At 61.6% G+C, this 17,571-nt stretch carries 18 protein-coding genes; 13 read left to right on the forward strand and 5 right to left on the reverse strand.

Features of this window, described 5'->3' with window-relative positions:
* Position 1: 1 nt before the first annotated feature.
* The 3 genes from AEYBE204_RS33385 (at position 2) to AEYBE204_RS33395 (ending at position 1,883) form a co-directional block, all read left to right on the forward strand.
* On the forward strand, positions 2-202 hold the full coding sequence (locus tag AEYBE204_RS33385) for a hypothetical protein (RefSeq protein WP_023462948.1): 201 nt from the start codon (positions 2-4) through the stop codon (positions 200-202).
* A gap of 163 nt (positions 203-365) precedes the next feature.
* Positions 366-1,145 carry a DNA adenine methylase gene (locus AEYBE204_RS33390; RefSeq protein WP_023462949.1) on the forward strand — a complete coding sequence of 260 codons (780 nt, stop codon included), beginning with the start codon at positions 366-368 and terminating at the stop codon, positions 1,143-1,145.
* 162 nt (positions 1,146-1,307) lie between these two features.
* Positions 1,308-1,883, forward strand: a complete 576-nt coding sequence (locus AEYBE204_RS33395) for an alpha-ketoglutarate-dependent dioxygenase AlkB (protein ID WP_023462950.1) — start codon at positions 1,308-1,310, stop codon at positions 1,881-1,883.
* Here the strand turns inward: AEYBE204_RS33395 and AEYBE204_RS33400 are convergent.
* Positions 1,876-2,262 carry an OsmC family protein gene (locus AEYBE204_RS33400; protein WP_023462951.1) on the reverse strand — a complete coding sequence of 129 codons (387 nt, stop codon included), beginning with the start codon at positions 2,260-2,262 and terminating at the stop codon, positions 1,876-1,878. The genes AEYBE204_RS33395 and AEYBE204_RS33400 overlap by 8 nt on opposite strands.
* A 131-nt stretch (positions 2,263-2,393) precedes the next feature.
* Between AEYBE204_RS33400 and AEYBE204_RS0120540 the strand changes: the two genes are divergently transcribed.
* Positions 2,394-3,020: a pyridoxamine 5'-phosphate oxidase family protein gene (locus AEYBE204_RS0120540; protein WP_023462952.1), complete on the forward strand. Its 627-nt coding sequence runs from the start codon at positions 2,394-2,396 to the stop codon at positions 3,018-3,020.
* 172 nt (positions 3,021-3,192) lie between these two features.
* On the opposite strand, the gene AEYBE204_RS33405 is transcribed toward AEYBE204_RS0120540, so the two are convergent.
* Both AEYBE204_RS33405 and AEYBE204_RS33410 read right to left on the reverse strand, forming a co-directional pair.
* Positions 3,193-4,158 carry a quinone oxidoreductase gene (locus AEYBE204_RS33405; RefSeq protein ID WP_023462953.1) on the reverse strand — a complete coding sequence of 322 codons (966 nt, stop codon included), beginning with the start codon at positions 4,156-4,158 and terminating at the stop codon, positions 3,193-3,195.
* A gap of 198 nt (positions 4,159-4,356) precedes the next feature.
* On the reverse strand, positions 4,357-5,118 hold the full coding sequence (locus tag AEYBE204_RS33410) for a class II glutamine amidotransferase (RefSeq protein ID WP_023462954.1): 762 nt from the start codon (positions 5,116-5,118) through the stop codon (positions 4,357-4,359).
* A 184-nt stretch (positions 5,119-5,302) separates the two neighbouring features.
* Between AEYBE204_RS33410 and AEYBE204_RS33415 the strand changes: the two genes are divergently transcribed.
* Positions 5,303-5,737, forward strand: a complete 435-nt coding sequence (locus tag AEYBE204_RS33415) for an OsmC family peroxiredoxin (protein ID WP_023462955.1) — start codon at positions 5,303-5,305, stop codon at positions 5,735-5,737.
* Positions 5,738-5,988: 251 nt separating this feature from the next.
* Here the strand turns inward: AEYBE204_RS33415 and AEYBE204_RS33420 are convergent, their stop codons facing one another.
* Positions 5,989-6,216, reverse strand: coding sequence for a HigA family addiction module antitoxin (locus AEYBE204_RS33420; RefSeq protein WP_081724712.1), 228 nt, complete (start codon positions 6,214-6,216; stop codon positions 5,989-5,991).
* Positions 6,217-6,332: 116 nt separating this feature from the next.
* On the opposite strand from AEYBE204_RS33420, the gene polA reads away from it, so the two are divergent.
* The 7 genes from polA (at position 6,333) to AEYBE204_RS33450 (ending at position 14,726) form a co-directional block, all read left to right on the forward strand.
* Positions 6,333-9,182, forward strand: a complete 2,850-nt coding sequence (gene polA / locus AEYBE204_RS33425) for a DNA polymerase I (RefSeq protein ID WP_023462957.1) — start codon at positions 6,333-6,335, stop codon at positions 9,180-9,182.
* Positions 9,183-9,213: 31 nt separating this feature from the next.
* The gene (locus AEYBE204_RS40075; protein WP_081724713.1) at positions 9,214-9,537 is read left to right on the forward strand and encodes a BrnT family toxin; all 324 of its coding nucleotides are present in this window, start codon (positions 9,214-9,216) and stop codon (positions 9,535-9,537) included.
* A complete protein-coding gene (locus AEYBE204_RS33430) occupies positions 9,488-9,829 on the forward strand; it encodes a BrnA antitoxin family protein (protein WP_031231003.1) in 342 nt (113 codons plus the stop codon). Before AEYBE204_RS40075 ends, AEYBE204_RS33430 begins: the two co-directional genes overlap by 50 nt.
* Positions 9,830-9,831: 2 nt before the next feature.
* The gene (locus AEYBE204_RS33435; RefSeq protein ID WP_023462960.1) at positions 9,832-10,269 is read left to right on the forward strand and encodes a zinc ribbon domain-containing protein; all 438 of its coding nucleotides are present in this window, start codon (positions 9,832-9,834) and stop codon (positions 10,267-10,269) included.
* Positions 10,266-10,667 carry a VOC family protein gene (locus tag AEYBE204_RS33440; protein ID WP_023462961.1) on the forward strand — a complete coding sequence of 134 codons (402 nt, stop codon included), beginning with the start codon at positions 10,266-10,268 and terminating at the stop codon, positions 10,665-10,667. The genes AEYBE204_RS33435 and AEYBE204_RS33440 overlap by 4 nt, the downstream gene beginning before the upstream one ends.
* A gap of 200 nt (positions 10,668-10,867) precedes the next feature.
* Positions 10,868-12,550, forward strand: a complete 1,683-nt coding sequence (locus AEYBE204_RS33445; RefSeq protein WP_023462962.1) for a methyl-accepting chemotaxis protein — start codon at positions 10,868-10,870, stop codon at positions 12,548-12,550.
* Positions 12,551-13,043: 493 nt separating this feature from the next.
* Entirely contained in the window at positions 13,044-14,726 is a 1,683-nt protein-coding gene (locus tag AEYBE204_RS33450; RefSeq protein ID WP_023462963.1) for a methyl-accepting chemotaxis protein, read from the forward strand.
* Positions 14,727-14,815: 89 nt separating this feature from the next.
* Here AEYBE204_RS33450 and AEYBE204_RS33455 read toward each other — a convergent pair whose 3' ends face one another.
* Complete coding sequence (locus AEYBE204_RS33455; protein WP_023462964.1) at positions 14,816-16,534, reverse strand: hypothetical protein; 1,719 nt, start codon at positions 16,532-16,534, stop codon at positions 14,816-14,818.
* Positions 16,535-16,759: 225 nt separating this feature from the next.
* On the opposite strand from AEYBE204_RS33455, the gene AEYBE204_RS33460 reads away from it, so the two are divergent.
* Complete coding sequence (locus tag AEYBE204_RS33460; protein ID WP_023462965.1) at positions 16,760-17,470, forward strand: response regulator transcription factor; 711 nt, start codon at positions 16,760-16,762, stop codon at positions 17,468-17,470.
* Positions 17,471-17,571: the final 101 nt, after the last annotated feature.

The following is a 17,571-nucleotide window of genomic DNA, read 5'->3' on the forward strand; positions in this document are numbered from 1 at the left end:
TATGAAGAAGACGCAAGACATCATTTATTATGGAGCGCAGTCGGCCTTCGGTAGGGATGGCACGGCCATGCCGGGAAATCAGATCGTATCCGTCTGGCTCAAGTCCGGCGCCGTGCGGAAGATGACGGTCGAAGGCATGGTGCGTCTGCCGCAGGGGCCTTCGGACCCGTATCCTATCAGTTACGTCCCCCTCGCAAGTTAAGGAGGGGGATCAGGGCGCGGTAACGCCCGAACCCGCAGGCGGTCACCTGCACCTACGGCGGTCGCGAGCCGCCTTAAGTCCCCCACGCCGCGCGGGCGCCGGGGAAGTTGAAAGTACCAGTAACGTGGAGTCACACACTATCTCCCCTCAGGGGAAAACCTCAGTGCGACCGGTCAAGCCGGTCGCGCCTTACATTGGGGGCAAGCGCGCTCTCTCCAAACGCCTCACGGCCATGATCGACGGACACGCGCATACGACCTATGCCGAGCCCTTTATCGGGATGGGCGGCATCTTCTTCAGGCGGCAAAAGCAACCGGCCTGCGAGATCATCAATGACTTCAGTCAGGACGTGGCCACGCTGTTCCGAATCCTCCAGCGCCACTACGTCGCCTTCTTGGATATGCTCAAGTACCAGCTTACGACCAGGACAGAGTTCGAGCGGTTGCTTAAGGTCGATCCGACCACGCTTACCGATCTCGAACGCGCCGCCCGGTTCCTCTACCTCCAGCGGACCACCTTTGGCGGCAAGGTCACTAAGCAGTCGTTCGGCGTCTCTTACGGCCGAGGTGGTCGCTTCGATGTCACCCGGCTACAGCCGATGCTGGAGGAGGCTCATGAGCGTCTGGCTGCCGTTATCATCGAACGGTTAGGCTTCGACCGTTTCATCGAGAAATACGACCGGGCCGACACGCTGTTCTACTGCGATCCGCCGTATTGGGGCTGTGAAGGAGACTATGGGCCGATCTTCAGCCGTGACGACTTCGCGGCACTTAAAAGCCGGTTAGCGGCCTGCAAAGGGTCGTTTATCGTGTCCCTAAACGACGTGCCGGAAGTGCGGGAGTTGTTCGGTGAGTTCTCGATCGAGGCCGTCAAGCTGAACTACTCGATCAGCGATGCTGGCGCGACCCCAGCTAAAGAGGTCATCATCAGCCGTCTGAGGTGATAGACAGGTGCGGGATGGGCGGTTATAGGTGGCGCTTCATAAATCAGCGTGCTCTAAAACCTCTTGTCCCGCACTCTAAAACCTTTTGGCGCGCTACACCTGCGCTTGCGCGGGGAGGGGGGCCATTGGCGGAGCCAATGGTGGTGGGGTGCCCTTACTAAAATGACAGCCTTCCCTGCCCTTTCCCTTTTCGAGCCCGAACCTGTTCCGGGCCTCAGCTACCGCCCCGACGTCATGACACCAGCCGAAGAACAGGCGCTTCTGGCCGAAATCGACGACCGCCCATGGCTGATGGACATCAAACGACGGCGGCAATGGTACGGCAAATCCTACTACGACAGCGATAAGGGCGAAGCACGCGACCTGCCGCCGGTTATCCGTTCATGGGCAGCCCGGCTCACCGAAGAAGGGTATTTCCGCGACGTGCCCGACCGTGCCGGGGTCAACGAATATTACCCCGGTCAGGGCATCGGCGCGCATTCTGATCGCCTGCCGGAGATCATCGAAACCGTGGCCATCCTGTCGTTGGGCTCGGCCATCGCGCTGGAGTTCAGCCGCGACGGTCATGAAACGCGCGACTACTACCTGCAACCGCGCAGTCTGGTCTTCATGGAAGGCGAGGCGCGCTTCGACTGGAAACACCGCATCGCGCCGCGTCACAAGGACCGCGTCGGCGGCCTGCTCCTGCCCCGCGCGCGGCGGGTCTCCGTCACGCTACGAGGTCGCAAATCTATCTGAACGTCGTCGAGATATCCGCGCCTTCTTTCAGCGTCAGGGTCACCGGCGTGCGTTCGACCACCTCGGCCAGACGCGCCCGCGCCTCGTCGCTAAGATCGCCGATCAGCCGCACTTCGCGCGTGATCTTCGACCGCTTGCCCTCTTTCGCGTGGTGCAGTTCGACCTCCAGCCCTTCCAACGCAAAACCCTTCCGGTCGGCATACATACGCAAGGTAATCGACGTACAGGCTGCCAGAGCCGCCAACAGCAGGTCATAGGGCGCGAACCCCGCATTGCCGCCACCCAGCGCTTCGGGCTCGTCGGCGATGATCGTGCGGCCTGCCGTCTCGATTGTCGTCAGGTAGTTGGTGGTGCCGATCCGGGCGTGTGCCTGCGCCATATAAGCCTCCAATATTTCTGCAAAAAGGGAACCATAATGCAAACCGCCGGGTTTCGTATGGCAAATTTACGGGCGAAACGGCCAAGTACGACCAAGCGGCGGGGTCATTATTTCGTATGAAAGAGACGCACATGACAACCCTTCATGGCCGTGAGGCCCGCGAACGCATCTGGTCCCTGATCAAGGACATCAAGGTCTCCATGCTGGCGACCTACACTGCCGCCGGCGTTCTGCACGCCCGCCCGATGCAGCAGCAAAAGATCGAAACCAACCGCGCCTTCGAGGGCGTGCTGTGGTTTTTCACCGGTGCCGACACGGGCAAGGTCGATGAGATCGAGGCCAATCCGGCGGCGCTTCTGACCTATGCCGATACCGACGGACACAATTATGTGTCGCTCAACGGCACGATCACGATCAGCCGCGACCGTGCGAAAATCGACGAACTGTGGTCCGACGTCGACAAGGCCTGGTTCCCGAAGGGCAAAGACGATCCGAACCTGATCCTGCTGCGCTTCGAAGCCGCCGATGCCGAGTTCTGGGACAGCCCCGGCGCCATCGCGACCGGCGTCAGCTATATCAAGGCCCTGCTGACCGGCGAACAGGCAACGCCAGGTGACACCGGTCACGCTGACCTCGATATCCCCAATTTTGAGGGGCGTGAAACGGTCAATTCAGACCGCATCGATCAGCGCAAGGACGGTAAGATCGAACCGGAAACCGTGCTCGTATCGACCGGCCCCCGCGATCCGTTGGGGTAGCTCTATTTATACCTCCCTGCGCTTGCGCGGGGAGGAGGGAGGCCGAAGGCCGGAAGGTGGGGTGACTTGCGGAGGTTCAGGGCCTGTGATGTAAGCAAGTAAAGCACCCCACCACCACGCCTTTCAGGCGCGGTCCCCCTCCCCGCACAAGTGCAGGGAGGTATGATTTGATTCATGGAATCAACAGCGTACTGCCCGTCGTGGCGCGGCTCTCCAACGCTTGGTGAGCCGCGCGCGCGTCTTTCAGCGCAAAGGTCTGCGGTATCGAGACGGTGATGATGCCCTTGCCGATCAGATCGAACAGTTCGCCCGCCGATTCCAGCAAGGTCGCCCGGTCGCGGTTATAGCCAAACACCGAGGGCCGCGTCATGAACAGCGAACCCTTGGTGTTCAGCACACCGATATCGAACGGTGGGACCGGCCCGGACGACTGCCCGAACGAGACGAACAGACCGAGCGGTTTCAATACATCGAGCGAACCTTCGAAAGTATCCTTGCCGACAGAGTCATAAACTACATCCACTTTTCCGGAAATTTCGTGAACACGCGCCACGAAATCTTCGCTGCGGTAGTTGATCAGATGCTCATATCCGTTTTGCCGGGCCAGTTCGATCTTTTCCGACGAACCTGCCGTGCCGATGACCGTGGCCCCCAGATGCTTCGCCCACTGCCCGAACAGCAGGCCTACGCCGCCCGCCGCAGCGTGATATAATACCGTGTGGTCCGGCCCGACGCGGAACGTCCGGCGCAGCAGATATTGCGCCGTCAGACCTTTCAAAAACGCCGCGGCGGCGACTTCGTCGGTGATGCCGTCGGGGATCGGGACCAGCTTGTCCGCGGACATGATCCGGGCTCTCGCATAGGAACCGGGGCTGCCGACATAGACCACGCGGTCGCCGGGGCGCATATCCATGACGCCCTCGCCAACGGCTTCGATGATGCCCGCGCCTTCGTTGCCCGGCGTGAACGGCAGGTCGGCCTTGTACAGCCCCGACCGGAAATAGGTATCGATGAAATTGACGCCGATGGCCGTATGGCGCAGACGAACCTCGCCGGGACCGGGCGCGCCGACCTCGACCGTCTCCCACGTGAGAACCTCTGGGCCGCCGTGGCGGTGAACGCGAATGGCCTGGGTCATGATCAACCTTTCTTTCTCCTCCCTGTCGCGCAGCGATGGGGAGGTGTCAGTGAGCGAAGCGAACTGACGGAGGGGGATGACTCGGTCAGAATTTCAAACATTGGCGCTTGACCTTTAGCGACTTCGTCGCCCCCTCCGTCAGCCCGATGGGCTGCCACCTCCCCATCTTCGCCCAAAGGCTCGATAGGGAGGAGGGAGTCAGATAACCTCGCCGGAACGGAACACCAAAGACGAGCCCGGCGCGATCGGCGTCCATACCTCGTCGTGCGTCAGCGGCTGGGTGGCGATGATGATCACCTTGTCGTCGGGCGTGGTTTCCTCGGCGAAATCGACCTGCATGTCTTCGTCGATCAGGCTGGCCTTGCCGAACGGCGCGCGGCGCTGGATATAGGTCAGCTTCTTCGAGCAACTGGCGTACAATGACCGTCCGTCGGTCAAAAGCGCGTTGAACACCCCCAGCTTACGCAGTTCGGCGAACAGCCGCTTGACCTCTTTGTCGAGGACGCGTGCGGGCGGATAGTCCATATATTTGCGCACCAGCTGATCGAGAATCCAGCAAAAAGCGTGTTCGGAATCGGTCGTGCCGATAGGGCGGAAGAAACTCAGCGGCAGGGTTTTGACACCCTTCAACTGACCATTATGGGCGAAGGTCCACGCCCGGCCCCACAGTTCGCGGGTGAACGGATGGGTGTTTTCCAGCGTCACGCGACCGCGATTGGCCTTGCGCACATGGGCGATGACGGTCTTCGACTTGATAGGGTAGCTGCGCACCAGCGCCGCCAGCTCCGACGTCGCCGACGGGTTCGGGTCGTGGAAGCTGCGGCAGCCTTTGTGTTCGTAGAAACTGATCCCCCAGCCGTCGGCGTGCGGCCCGGTATCGCCGCCGCGCCGCGCCAGAGCCGCAAAGGAAAAGCGGATGTCGGTGGGGACATTGGCGCTCATGCCCAAAAGTTCGCACATAATCGGATACCGTTCTCAGCTAACGCCCTCAGTTTAGCTGACGACATCGCCTCGGCAAACGACGGTTTCTATCGTCACGGTTCAGTGAGGTGAAACTGAGACATTGCCTGTTTACAAATGCCGGGATACCACTCTTCGCAGCCGCGTTAGGGCTATCCTTTCATTTAAAAAACGGAGACGGACGATGTTACGCACGGCAACGGCACAATGGCGCGGCGACGGCATGACCGGCACGGGGACGCTGACGACCCAGAGCGGCGCCTTCACCGCCCAGCCCTATAGCTTCAAGACTCGCTTCGGCGACGAAGAAGGCAAGTCCGGCACCAATCCGGAAGAACTGATCGCCGCCGCCCATTCGGGCTGCTTCACGATGGCCCTGTCGTTCGCGCTGGCCAAGGCCGGGTTCACGGCGGAACTGTTGGAAACCGAGGCGCTGGTCGATGTGAAACCGTCGGAAGCCGGGTTTTCCATCGTCGGCATCACGCTGAAGCTTAAAGCCAACATCCCCGGTGTGTCGGACGAGCAGTTTCAGGAACTGGCCGCCGGTGCCAAGACCAACTGCCCGATTTCCAAGGCGCTGGCCTCGGTGCCGATCACGCTTGAGGCGACGCTGGCCTAGGTTGGTTCGCGTTTGAATGACGAAGGCCCGGAGGCGACTCCGGGCTTTTTGTTTTTGGTCTGAAACCTTTACCGCGTGGCAACAGCCCCTCCCCCACCACCATTCGCTCCGCTCATGGTCCCCCTCCCCGCCCAAGGGCAGGGAGGTATGAGGTTGGAGCAAACTCCTATTTCTTATACCTCCCCACCACGTGGGGAGGGGGACCGCACGACGCAGCGCCTGCGCTGCTAGATGCGGTGGTGGGGGCCTTTTTAAGCGACTTTCAACGGCTTGATCTGCGCCGTCAGGTCTTCGAGCCGTTCGCGCTTGACCTTGCGCAGGTCGTAGTCCTTTTGCAGATTCAGCCAGAACTCCGGGCTGGTGCCGAAGAACAGGCCGAAGCGCAAAGCCATTTCGGCGGTGATCGCGCGACGGCCTTCGATGATGGCCTTGATCGCGGCGCGGTCCACCTTGTTAGCCGCACAACTTGCTACCGCCATTTCCCCCCTCACCCTAACCCTCTCCCTCAGGGAGAGGGGATTTAACACGCAGTTTGAATTGGCATCGCGGGCGGATGGCTTTATGAAGCGATCAGACCTTTTATAAGCGAGCCCACATGTCCGCAAAGCGCCTCGTCCTGATCGACGGTTCCGGCTATATCTTCCGCGCCTATCACGGCCTGCCGCCGCTGACGCGCAAGTCCGACGGCCTGCCGGTCGGTGCGGTGTCGGGCTTTTGCAACATGCTGTATAAGCTCATAAAAGAGAACCGCGGCGACGACGCGCCGTCGCATCTGGCGGTCATTTTCGACGCCGGATCGCACACCTTCCGCAACGACCTGTACGACAAGTACAAGGCCCACCGTCCGCCGCCGCCCGAGGACCTGATCCCGCAGTTTCCCCTGATCCGTCAGGCGACCAAGGCGTTCGGCATCCACAATGTCGAACTGAGCGGCTTCGAGGCCGACGACCTGATCTGCACCTACGCGAAAATGGCCGTCGAAGAGGGTTTCGAGGTCACCATCGTCTCGTCCGATAAAGACCTGATGCAACTGGTCAACGACCACGTCTCGATGCTCGATCCGGTCAAGGGCACCCCCGTCAAACACGATCAGGTCATCGAGAAGTTCGGCGTCCCGCCGGAGCTGGTCGTCGACGCCCAGGCCCTGATCGGCGATTCGACCGACAACGTCCCCGGCGCGCCCGGCATCGGTGTCAAGACCGCCGCGCAACTGATCCTCGAATACGGCTCGCTCGACGCCCTGCTCGATCGCGCGCATGAAATCAAGCAACCCAAGCGCCGCGAGGCCCTGACCGAGTTCCGCGAGCAGATCCTGCTGTCGCGCGAACTGGTCCGCCTGCGCTGCGACGTACCGCCGCCGTGCCCGATCTCCGAATTTGCCCTGAAAGACCCCGATGCCGCCGAGCTTGGGGCGTTTCTGGCCGAGATGGAGTTCACCTCGCTGGCCCGCCGCGTCGGCGGCAGTCTGACCACGTTAGAGGCCGCGCAAACCCGCGCCACCGAATTCCCGCTGGCTCCGGTGTCGAAACCCCTCTTCGGCACGACCGGCCAGACCGCGATCCCCAAGGCCGCGACGTCCGAGGCCTATCGCGACCCGATCGATGTCGACTCGTACCCCTGCGTGCAGGACATCGAGACCCTGCGCGCCTATATCGCGCAATGCAAAGCCTGCGGGCGGTTTGCGGTCGATACCGAAACCGACGCCCTGTCGGCGACCGCGTCGGGCCTGGTCGGCTTTTCCCTCAGCCACGGCGTCGGTTCGGCCATCTATGTGCCGGTGGCGCACGAGCCCGACGAGGGCGGTCTGGCCCTGTCCGGCGACGAACTGACGCAGATTCCGCTGATCGACGCCCTGGCCGAACTAAAGCCCCTGCTTGAAGACCCGGCGGTGCTGAAGATCGGGCAGAACCTCAAATACGACCTGTCGGTGTTCGCGCGTTATGGCATCCGCGTCGCGCCCTATGACGACACCATGCTGATCTCCTACGTGCTCGACGCCGGCCTGCACGGACACGGCATGGACGAATTGTCGGAGCTGCACATCGGGCACAAGCCGATCACCTTCAAGGAGGTCGCCGGTTCCGGCAAATCGGCGAAATCGTTCAAGCACGTCGGCCTGAAAGAGGCCACGCGCTACGCCGCCGAAGACGCCGACATCACCTTCCGCCTGTGGTGCATCCTCAAACCGCGTCTGGTGCACGAGCGTCTGCTTACCGTCTATGAGACGCTGGAGCGCGACATGCCGACCGTCCTGTCAGACATGGAACTGGAAGGCGTCCGCGTCGACCCGCAGGTCCTGCGCCGGCTGTCGCAGGATTTCGGCGTCCGTATGGGGGATATCGAGGCCGAGGCGCATAAGCTGGTCGGACGTCCGTTCAACCTCAATTCGCCGCAGCAACTGGGGGCTATCTTCTTCGACGAAATGGCCCTACCCGGCGGCAAGAAGACCGCTTCGGGCCAGTGGGCGACCGACGTCAAGGTGCTGGAAGACCTCGCGGAAAAGGGCCAGCCGCTGGCGCGACTGCTGCTCGATTACCGTCAGATGGCCAAACTGAAAGGCACCTATACGGACGCGCTTGTGGAATATGCCGATCCGAAAACGCAACGTATCCACACGAGCTACCAACTGGCCGCGACGACGACGGGCCGCCTGTCGTCGAACGAGCCGAACCTGCAAAACATCCCCATCCGCACGATGGAAGGCCGCAAGATCCGCACCGCCTTCATCGCGAAGGACGGCCACAAGCTGATCTCGGCGGACTATTCGCAGATCGAACTGCGTCTGCTGGCCCATATCGGCGACATCGCGCAGCTCAAGAAGGCCTTTACCGACGGGCTCGACATCCACGCCATGACAGCGTCGGAAATGTTCGACGTGCCAATCGAGGGCATGCCGTCCGAGGTCCGCCGCCGCGCCAAGGCCATCAATTTCGGCATCATCTACGGTATCTCGGCCTTCGGTCTGGGCAACCAGTTGGGCATCGATAACGGCGAGGCCGGGCGCTATATCAAGACCTATTTCGAGCGCTTTCCCGGCATCAAGGCCTATATGGACGCCGCCCGCGATCAGGTGAAATCGAAGGGCTATGTCGAGACGATCTTCGGCCGCCGCATCAATATCCCCGACATCAGCGCCAAGTCGGCGGCCCAGCGCGCCTTCGCCGAACGCGCCGCGATCAATGCGCCAATCCAAGGGACCGCCGCCGACATCATCCGCCGCGCCATGATCCGCATGCCGGGGGCCTTGGAAGCAGCGAACCTGAGCACGAAGATGCTGCTTCAGGTCCACGACGAACTGATCTTCGAGGCCCCCGACGACGAGGTGGAAAAAGCGAAAGCGGTGATCATCGGGGTGATGAAAAACGCAGCGCTGCCGGCCATCGACATTTCGGTGCCGCTCGACGTCGAAGCCAAGGCCGCGCTGAACTGGGACGAGGCGCACTGACCTTGCGTAATTACGAAATTGTAGTTACAATATGACCAAGCTACGCTTTGAATGGAATGACACCAAGGCTCAGTCCAACCTGCGCAAACACGGGGTTAGTTTTGCTACGGCGGCCCGGATTTTTCTCGATCCGGACATTCTGACGAAACTCGACCGCATCGTGGATTACGAAGAGCGATGGCAAACTCTTGGCCGAGTTGACGACCATCTTATGTTGCTCGTGGCGCATACCACTTGGGAAGAAGACGATCATGGCGAATTTATCGAAGTCATCCGCATCATATCTGCCCGACCTGCCGAAAAGCATGAACGGCGGGAATACGACATCGCAAGAGTCCAAAATCGTCAGATATGAGCTGGATCTTGAAAATCCACCGCCCCTAACCGACGAGCAGAAAGCCGAACTTAAGGCCTTGGCCGAACGACCGGACAGCACAATAGACTACAGCGATATCCCGCCCCTGACCGACGACTTTTTCAAAAACGCCGTGCGGGGCCGGTTTTATAAGCCCGTCAAACAACAGGCGACCGTGCGCCTCGATGCCGATGTGCTCGACTGGCTCAAATCGTCCGGCAAGGGGTATCAGACGCGCCTGAACGCCATCCTGCGCAAGGAAATGCTGGCCGATCTCAAGCGGCGGGCCTGACCATGGAAACCGCGCACATCCACCGCCACGACAGTGAATTTCTCCGCCTCATTCTGGTCGTTTGCCCGACGTGTGGCGGCAAGGCGCAGTTGACGAAGCTCGACGGCGTAACGGCCCGGCGGCTGGTCTGTACGGTGTGCGGGCATAACCGCGACATAGAGCCCCGCAACGGCTATTCCATAACCTATCCGCCGACCGACAATATCTGCAACGGACTCTCGCTCTGGCTGGAAGCCGAAACGCGGCATGGCCGATTATACGCTTTCAATGAAGAGCACCTCGATCATATCGCCGCCTATGTCGCCTCGAACCTGCGTGAGATGGCACCGACACGCGGCCTGCGCAATGCCTCCGTCACCTCGCGCTTGCCTCTGTGGGTCAAGCAGGCCAAGAACCGTACCGAAGTCCTCAAACTTATCGACAAACTGAGATCAAAATGACCGTCGTCAAACGCCTCGACCACTTCAATATCCAGACCCACGACATGGCGGGCACGATCGCCTTCTATGCCGAGTTGCTCAATCTCGACGCCCGCACCGCGCCGGAGCGCGATCCCGAAGACCGCATGTGGCTCTACGATTCCGGCGACCGGGCCGTAATCCACCTCAACCGTTTTGGCACCGACAACACTATCCCGCGCGAGGTCGTACCGGGCAATCCGACTGGGGCTATTCACCATATCGCTTTCGAATGCGACGGCCACGACGAGACCATCGCCAAGATCGAGGCCAAGGGGCTCCACTACGCCACCAACGTCGTGGCGCGCATCGGTCTGCGTCAGGTCTTCGTCGCCGATCCGAACAACGTCCTGCTCGAACTCAATTTTCGCGGGAATTAACAGACACAGGAGTCCGGACCGTTCAGTAACGGCGATATAGTACCGTATATTTCCAGTACGAAACACATCTTATTGTTTTTTATAAAGAAACCATAAGATGATTAACGGCTGATTTACCGTATCGTGAGAGCAATGATACAACACGGTTCCTTTAACCCGGAACCGTCCTCCCCTTCCCCGTGTTGTTCCAGAGCCTCACCATGTTCCGTCACGTCACCCTACGCACCCGCATCATCACCGCCTTCGCGCTGATCCTCCTGAGCACGGTCGGCCTCGGCCTGTTTAGCGCCAACCGCCTCGGCGCGGTGAACAAGGCCGTCGACGACCTCGGTTCCAACTGGCTGCCGACCGCCAATGTACTGGGCGACATGTCGCAGAATTTCGAGCTGATGCGCCTGCGTCAGTTGCAACTCCTGAGCAGCGACGAAGCGGGCCGCAGCGAGATCGTCACCAATATCGCCAAGGCGTCGGACGCGCTGGAAAAGACCCTGGCCGACTACAAGCCGATGATTTCGACGCCGGAAGAACAGGCCCTGGCCGACAAGATCTACGCCGACATGAACGGCTACCGCACCAACAGCCAGACCTATCTCGATCAGGTCCACAGCGGCGATATCGCCGGGGCGACGACCTTCTTCATGACCGACATGCAGGATCAGGCCCGCACCCTGCGCGAAGCCATCCGCGCCGACCGCGCCTATCAGCTCAAGGAAGGCAATGCCGCTGCCGAAGCCGGGATCGCACTCGGCAAACAGGCTACGACCCTGATCTTCGTGGCGCTCGGCCTGACCGCTCTGTTCACCATCGTCGTCGGCTTCCTGATGATCCGCAGCGTCTCGGTACCGGTCTCGGTCATGGGCGGCGTGATGCGCAAACTGGCCGACGGTCAGACCGACGTAAAGGTGCCGAACCTCGGCGACCGTAACGAAATCGGCGAAATGGCCGCGACCGTCGAGGTCTTCCGCGACGGCCTGATCCGCAACGCCGCTCTGGAAGCCGAGGCGATCAAGGCACGTCAGGACTCCGAATATCAGCGCAAGCAGGCCATGTCGGAACTGGCGACGCAGTTCGAAGGCGCCATCGGCGGCATCGTCGATATGGTGTCCTCCGCCGCCACCGAAATGCAGGCCACGGCGCAACAATTGACCATGTCGGCGCAGGAATCGGCGGCTCAGGCAACCTCGGTCTCCGCCGCTGCCGAAGAGGCCGGGACCAATGTGACCTCGGTCGCCGGCTCGGCCGAAGAATTGGGCGCTTCGGTCGCCGAGATTAGCCGTCAGGTCGATCACTCGCTGGTCAAGGCCCGCGAAGCCGTCCGCGAAGCCGACGCCACCACCGTCATCGTCCACGAACTGTCGGAAGCCGCGGGCAAGATCACCGGCATCGTCGACATGATTTCCGGCATCGCCTCTCAGACCAACCTGCTGGCGCTCAACGCCACCATCGAATCGGCGCGCGCGGGTGAAGCCGGTAAGGGCTTTGCGGTGGTCGCCGCCGAGGTCAAGACTCTGGCCACCCAGACGGGCCGCGCCACCACCGAAATCAACCAGCAGATCGCCGCCATCCAGAGCACGACCGACCGCGCCGTCAAGGCCATCGAGAGCATCGCCGGGCTGATCCGCGTGGTCAACGACTCCTCGACCACCATCGCCGCCGCTGTCGAACAACAGGGCGCGGCGACCGGTGAAATCGTTCAGGCCGTCAATCAGGCCTCGATGGGCACGACTGAGGTGACCATGAACATCACCGGCGTCGCCCGCATGGCCGAAGAAACCGGCATGGGCGCCACTCAGGTGCTCAACGCCTCGTCCGAACTGGCCCAGCAAGCGGAATATCTTCGCGCGCAGGTCAACGGCTTCCTGGCGCAGGTCCGCGCGGCGTAAGGTTTACAGGTGGGTTAAAAGCAAAGGCCTCTTCCGGCGACGGGGGAGGCCTTTGCTTTCTTATACCTCCCCAGTTTACTGGGGAGGGGGACCGCACGAGCCTGCTGAAAGCAGGTGAGATGTGGTGGTGGGGGTTCTTACTTTCTTACGCCAGAAGTCGTTGAACCTCCGCAAGACACCCACCACCACGCCTTTCAGGCGCGGTCCCCCTCCCCGGCATAGCCAGGGAGGAATAAAGAAAAGCATCAATTCTGGTTAAATATTTTTACGCACATCAAAAGCGCCGGACCGCTCCATGTCGAGAGCACGGTCCGGCGCTTTTGTCTTGTGCATCATCGGCTTAACCGCACAACCTGATTATTTGACGAATTTGTCAAAATTATTTCTTTAAATTCAACAAGATATATTACAGTTACGCAAAAGGCGAATTAACGCGGCGTTTAGCTTGCCGGGGTTAGGACAACGACATCTTTTTACATATGAAACGAATGTCATGACCCGCAACCTGTCTATTCGTGCGCGTATCCTGTGGGCGTTTTCGCTCATTATCCTCAGCACCGTCGCGCTCGGCCTGTTCGCCGTCGAGCGGCTGGACAGCATGAACCGCGCCACCTCGGTCGTCGCGACCAAGTGGCTGCCGACCGCCAATGTGCTGGGCGACCTGACCCACGACTTCGAAGTCTTCCGCTCGCGTCAGGGCCAGACCCTGCTGCTGAACGGCGAGGACCGCACCAAATATCTCGCCAAGCAGCAGGAGTCGCTCGACAAGATCGACAAAGCCCTCGCCGCCTACGAACCGCTGATCTCGGACGGGCACGAGCGCGAACTGGCCGATGCGGTGAAAACCAGCGTCGCCGCCTATCGCGAGGCGCATCCGAAATATAAGGACCTTCTGGCGTCGGGCGATTGGGACGCCACGGTCGACTACTACATCAAGGGCCTGCGCGAGCCGACCGACGCCGCCCGCGCCGCCATCAAGGCCGACCGCACCTATCAGGTCGAGGAAGGCAACCGCGTCGCCGCCGAAGCCGTGGCGCTGGGCAACGATACGCGCGGAACCCTCATCGCCGCCCTGATCGTCGCGGGCCTCGTCTATGCCGCCATCGGCTATGCGGTGGTGCGCGGCATTTCGCGCCCGGTGCGCAACATGTCCGACGCCATGCTGAGCCTCGCCAAGGGGCAGACCGACATCGTTATCCCGCATGTGGGCGAGCGCAGCGAGATCGGCCGCATGGCCGGGGCGCTGGAGACCTTCCGCGCCAGCCTGCTGCGCACGCAGGTGCTGGAGGCCGAAGCCGAGGGGCTCAAGCTGAAGGCCGAGCAGCAGCGTCAGCAGGTCTTGCAGGACCTCGCGCTCGATATGGAACGCAGCATCGGCGAAGTCGCCGGCGGCGTCTCGGCGGCGGCAACCCAGATGCAGGCCACGGCCCAGCAACTCAGCGACGGCGCGCATCAGGCGTCCGGTCAGGCCCTGTCGGTATCGGCGGCGGCGGAACAGGCCGGGGCCAATGTCACCTCGGTCGCGGCGTCGGCGGAGGAACTCAGCGCCTCGATCGGCGAGATCAGCCGTCAGCTCGACCTGTCGCTCGACATGGCGCGCACGGCGGTCGGCGAGGCCGAAACCACGGCGGCCATCGTCTATAAACTGTCGGGGGCGGCGGAACGCATCGACGGCATAGTCGAGCTGATCGCCGGGATCGCGTCGCAAACCAACCTGCTGGCGCTCAACGCCACCATCGAAGCGGCGCGCGCCGGTGAGGCGGGCAAGGGCTTTGCGGTGGTGGCCACCGAAGTTAAGTCGCTGGCCACCCAGACGGCGAAGGCCACCAGCGAGATCAATCAGCAGATCGCCGGAATTCAGGACACCACGCGTCAGGCGGTAGCGGCCATCGAAGGCATCGGCGGCACGATCCGCGCCATCAACGACGCGGCGGCGGGGATCGCTTCGGCGGTTCAGCAGCAGGGCATGGCGACGCAGGAAATCGTCACGGCGGTCACTCAGGCCTCGGCAGGCACGGCGGACGTCACAGCGCACGTGTCGGGCGTAGCGCGCATGGCCGAAGACACCGGCATCGGCGCCGGTCAGGTGCTCAGTGCGTCGTCGGAACTGGCCCAGCAGGCGGAATATCTGCGCACGCAGGTCAATGGCTTCCTGGCGCAGGTCCGCGCGGCGTAAGGTTTGGGGCGCGGGTTGAAACAGAGGCCTTCGCTGGTGATGGCGGAGGCCTTTGTTTTCATACTTCCCCGTTTACAGGGAAGTATGTTTTAAGCCGCCAATCCCGCCCGAACCAGCAAGGGGCGCAGATTGGCCAGCGCCCCCGGATCGCTCATCAGCGACGTGCGCACCTCCGGTGACCGAAGTTGCTTCATCACCTCGGCCTTCGCCTCTTCGGCCAGTGCCCCATCAGGACCGGCCTGCGCGGTAGCGAAGCTGAGCAGCGCCATGACCCGCTGCATCGGCGATTTCGCACCTTTGACGATATGGGCGATCAGGTGGACATCCTGCGCGATCAGGTGCCCGACGTGCCCCAGCCTGGCCACCGCGTCCTCGGTATCCTTCTCGCCCAGTTGCGCCTTGACGACGCGCTTTTGCAGGGCCGCCAGCTGCGCCAGCTTTTGTCCCGCCGGACGTTTGGGATCGCGCAGGTCGCGCTCGAATTTTTGCGCCGTCAGCGACGACATCAGCCAGCGCGCCGCCTGTTTCTTGTTGACCGGCCCGGCGACGTTTTCGCCCAGCCACAGCAGGCGTTCGATGCCCTCGATGACATCGTCGACGCCCTCCTGCAACGACTCGATGAAGGCGCTCGACACTAGCATTTTCGAGCGTTCGATGAAGGCATTGCCGATCTCGTCGCGCTCATGCTCTTCGCCGCACCCGGCGGTCAGGGCCATGGCCAGGGCCCGCAGCAGGTCGATTTCGGCCATCGGATCGCCGGGTTTCAACCGCTTCACCCCGCGCAGTTCGCTCAGCATGTTGCGCACCGACTGGCTGCGCAGGTCGCGGAAATGCCCCTGCCGGATCAGATCGCCGAACGCGTTCAGATGCGCCGGCGTCGGTGGCAGAACACTGAGAATATGACTGTCGATCGTGCCGATCTTTTCGACCGCGTCGCCGACCACGAGGCGTGCCAGAACGGCCATGCCCTGCCCCGGATCCACCTCCTGACCCATCAGATCGCCCAGCCCGTTGCGCTTGGCGAACAACTCTGCGACCGGCACCTCGATCACTTCGCGCGCCCAGCCAAGATCGGGTCCGTCACCCGGCGGCAAATCGGTCACCGCCTTTATCAGCGCCGTCAGGTGGCTCAGCTTGCGCGCCGGGCTGCGTTCGGCAGCCATCAGTTTCGCGACCGCGCCGCCCAGCACGTAGCTGCGTTCGGGTTGCGCGGCGATTTTGGCGATCTGCGGCCGGATATCGCGCGACAGGTCAAAATCGGGGAACAGCTTGCGACGTCCGTCGGCGACGACCCGCGCGATGGCCTTGTCGACCAGCGTCGACCACCGCCGCATCAGTTCGTGGACCGAAGCCGCCGTTTCCTGGGCTTCGGGGACGGCGATCTTCTGGATGGCGTGCGTCAGTTCGTTCGACGAGGCATCGAGCTTTTCGGCCAGATCGGGCCGGTGCAGCAGTTCGAACGCCGTCACCCCCTGACGCTTCAGCCAGTCCTCCAGCACGCGTGAAATCTTTTCGCGGGCGTGTTTGGTGTAAAAATCCTGCGGCGCGGTACACACCGAGTCGGTCAGCGGCGCGATCTTCGCTTTGGATTTGGTTTCCGGTGCGCCTTCGGTCAGCAGGACGTAGCTGCGGAATTCGCCGTCGGCAAAGACTTCCTTGGTCACCTTTACCGCAGCGGCATGGCTGGTTTTCAGCATGTCCTGCGCGGCGGAAATCGCGGCTTCGCGGTCCTCGACGGCCATTTGCAGGGCCCAGCCGGATTGCGGTGTTTTGCGCGAAAACACTTCGTAATGGATTTGACCGGACATGTAGACTTTCGGGCAGGACTTTCGGTACGCGATAACGACGCTTATGTCCCGCTTGTTACAAACGGGATCAATCCCGTCGAAATATAGACGAATCCTGTTAAATTAAGGTTGAAGACCTAGGTTTGCCCGATTAAGACCGATATGACGCCCTTATTAGGTCAATAATTGAGCGTCTTGCGTAGGTTAGGTTTACAAGACTTGTTCTGATACAGGAAGACCCCGGATATGGCCCGCATTACCTTAGTCGACGACGACGAAAACATTGTCACCAGCGTGTCACTGGCGCTGGAAAGCGGCGGGCACACGATTCAGGCCTTTCACGACGGTGTCGCCGGTCTGGCCGCCCTCGAAAAAGACCCGCCCGACCTCGCCATCCTCGACGTGAAGATGCCGCGCATGGACGGCATGGAAGTCCTGCGCCGCCTGCGCATGAACTCGAACCTGCCGGTCATCATCCTGACCTCGAAGGACGACGAGATCGACGAGGTGCTGGGCTTCAATCTCGGCGCCGACGACTATATGCACAAGCCGTTCTCGCAGCGCCTGCTGCTGGAACGCGTAAAAGCCGTCCTGCGCCGCGCCGGGATCGTCGAGCAGAACGAACCCGCCGAAGTGACCGAGGCGCTGAACGCCAAATCGCTCAAGCGCGGCAAGCTGGTCATGGACGCCGCCCGCCACGAATGCACTTGGGAAGGCAAGCCCGTGCGCCTGACAGTGACCGAGTTCCTGCTGCTGCACGCGCTGGCGCAACGTCCGGGCTTCGTCAAGAGCCGCGACAACCTGATGGATGCCGCCTACGACGATCAGGTATATGTCGACGACCGCACCATCGACAGCCACGTCAAGCGCATGCGCAAGAAGTTCCGCGTCGTCGATCCGGAGTTCGACTCGATCGAAACGCTGTATGGCGTCGGTTATCGTTACCGCGAAGTATAGTTGATGCCCCATTGCTCCCTAAATCATACCTCCCCGCTGGCGGGGAGGGTGGCATCGCGGAGCGATGACGGGTGGGGTGGCCTTGCGCACTTTCAACCGAT

This window comes from Asticcacaulis sp. YBE204 (assembly GCF_000495855.1).
Taxonomy (GTDB): domain Bacteria; phylum Pseudomonadota; class Alphaproteobacteria; order Caulobacterales; family Caulobacteraceae; genus Asticcacaulis.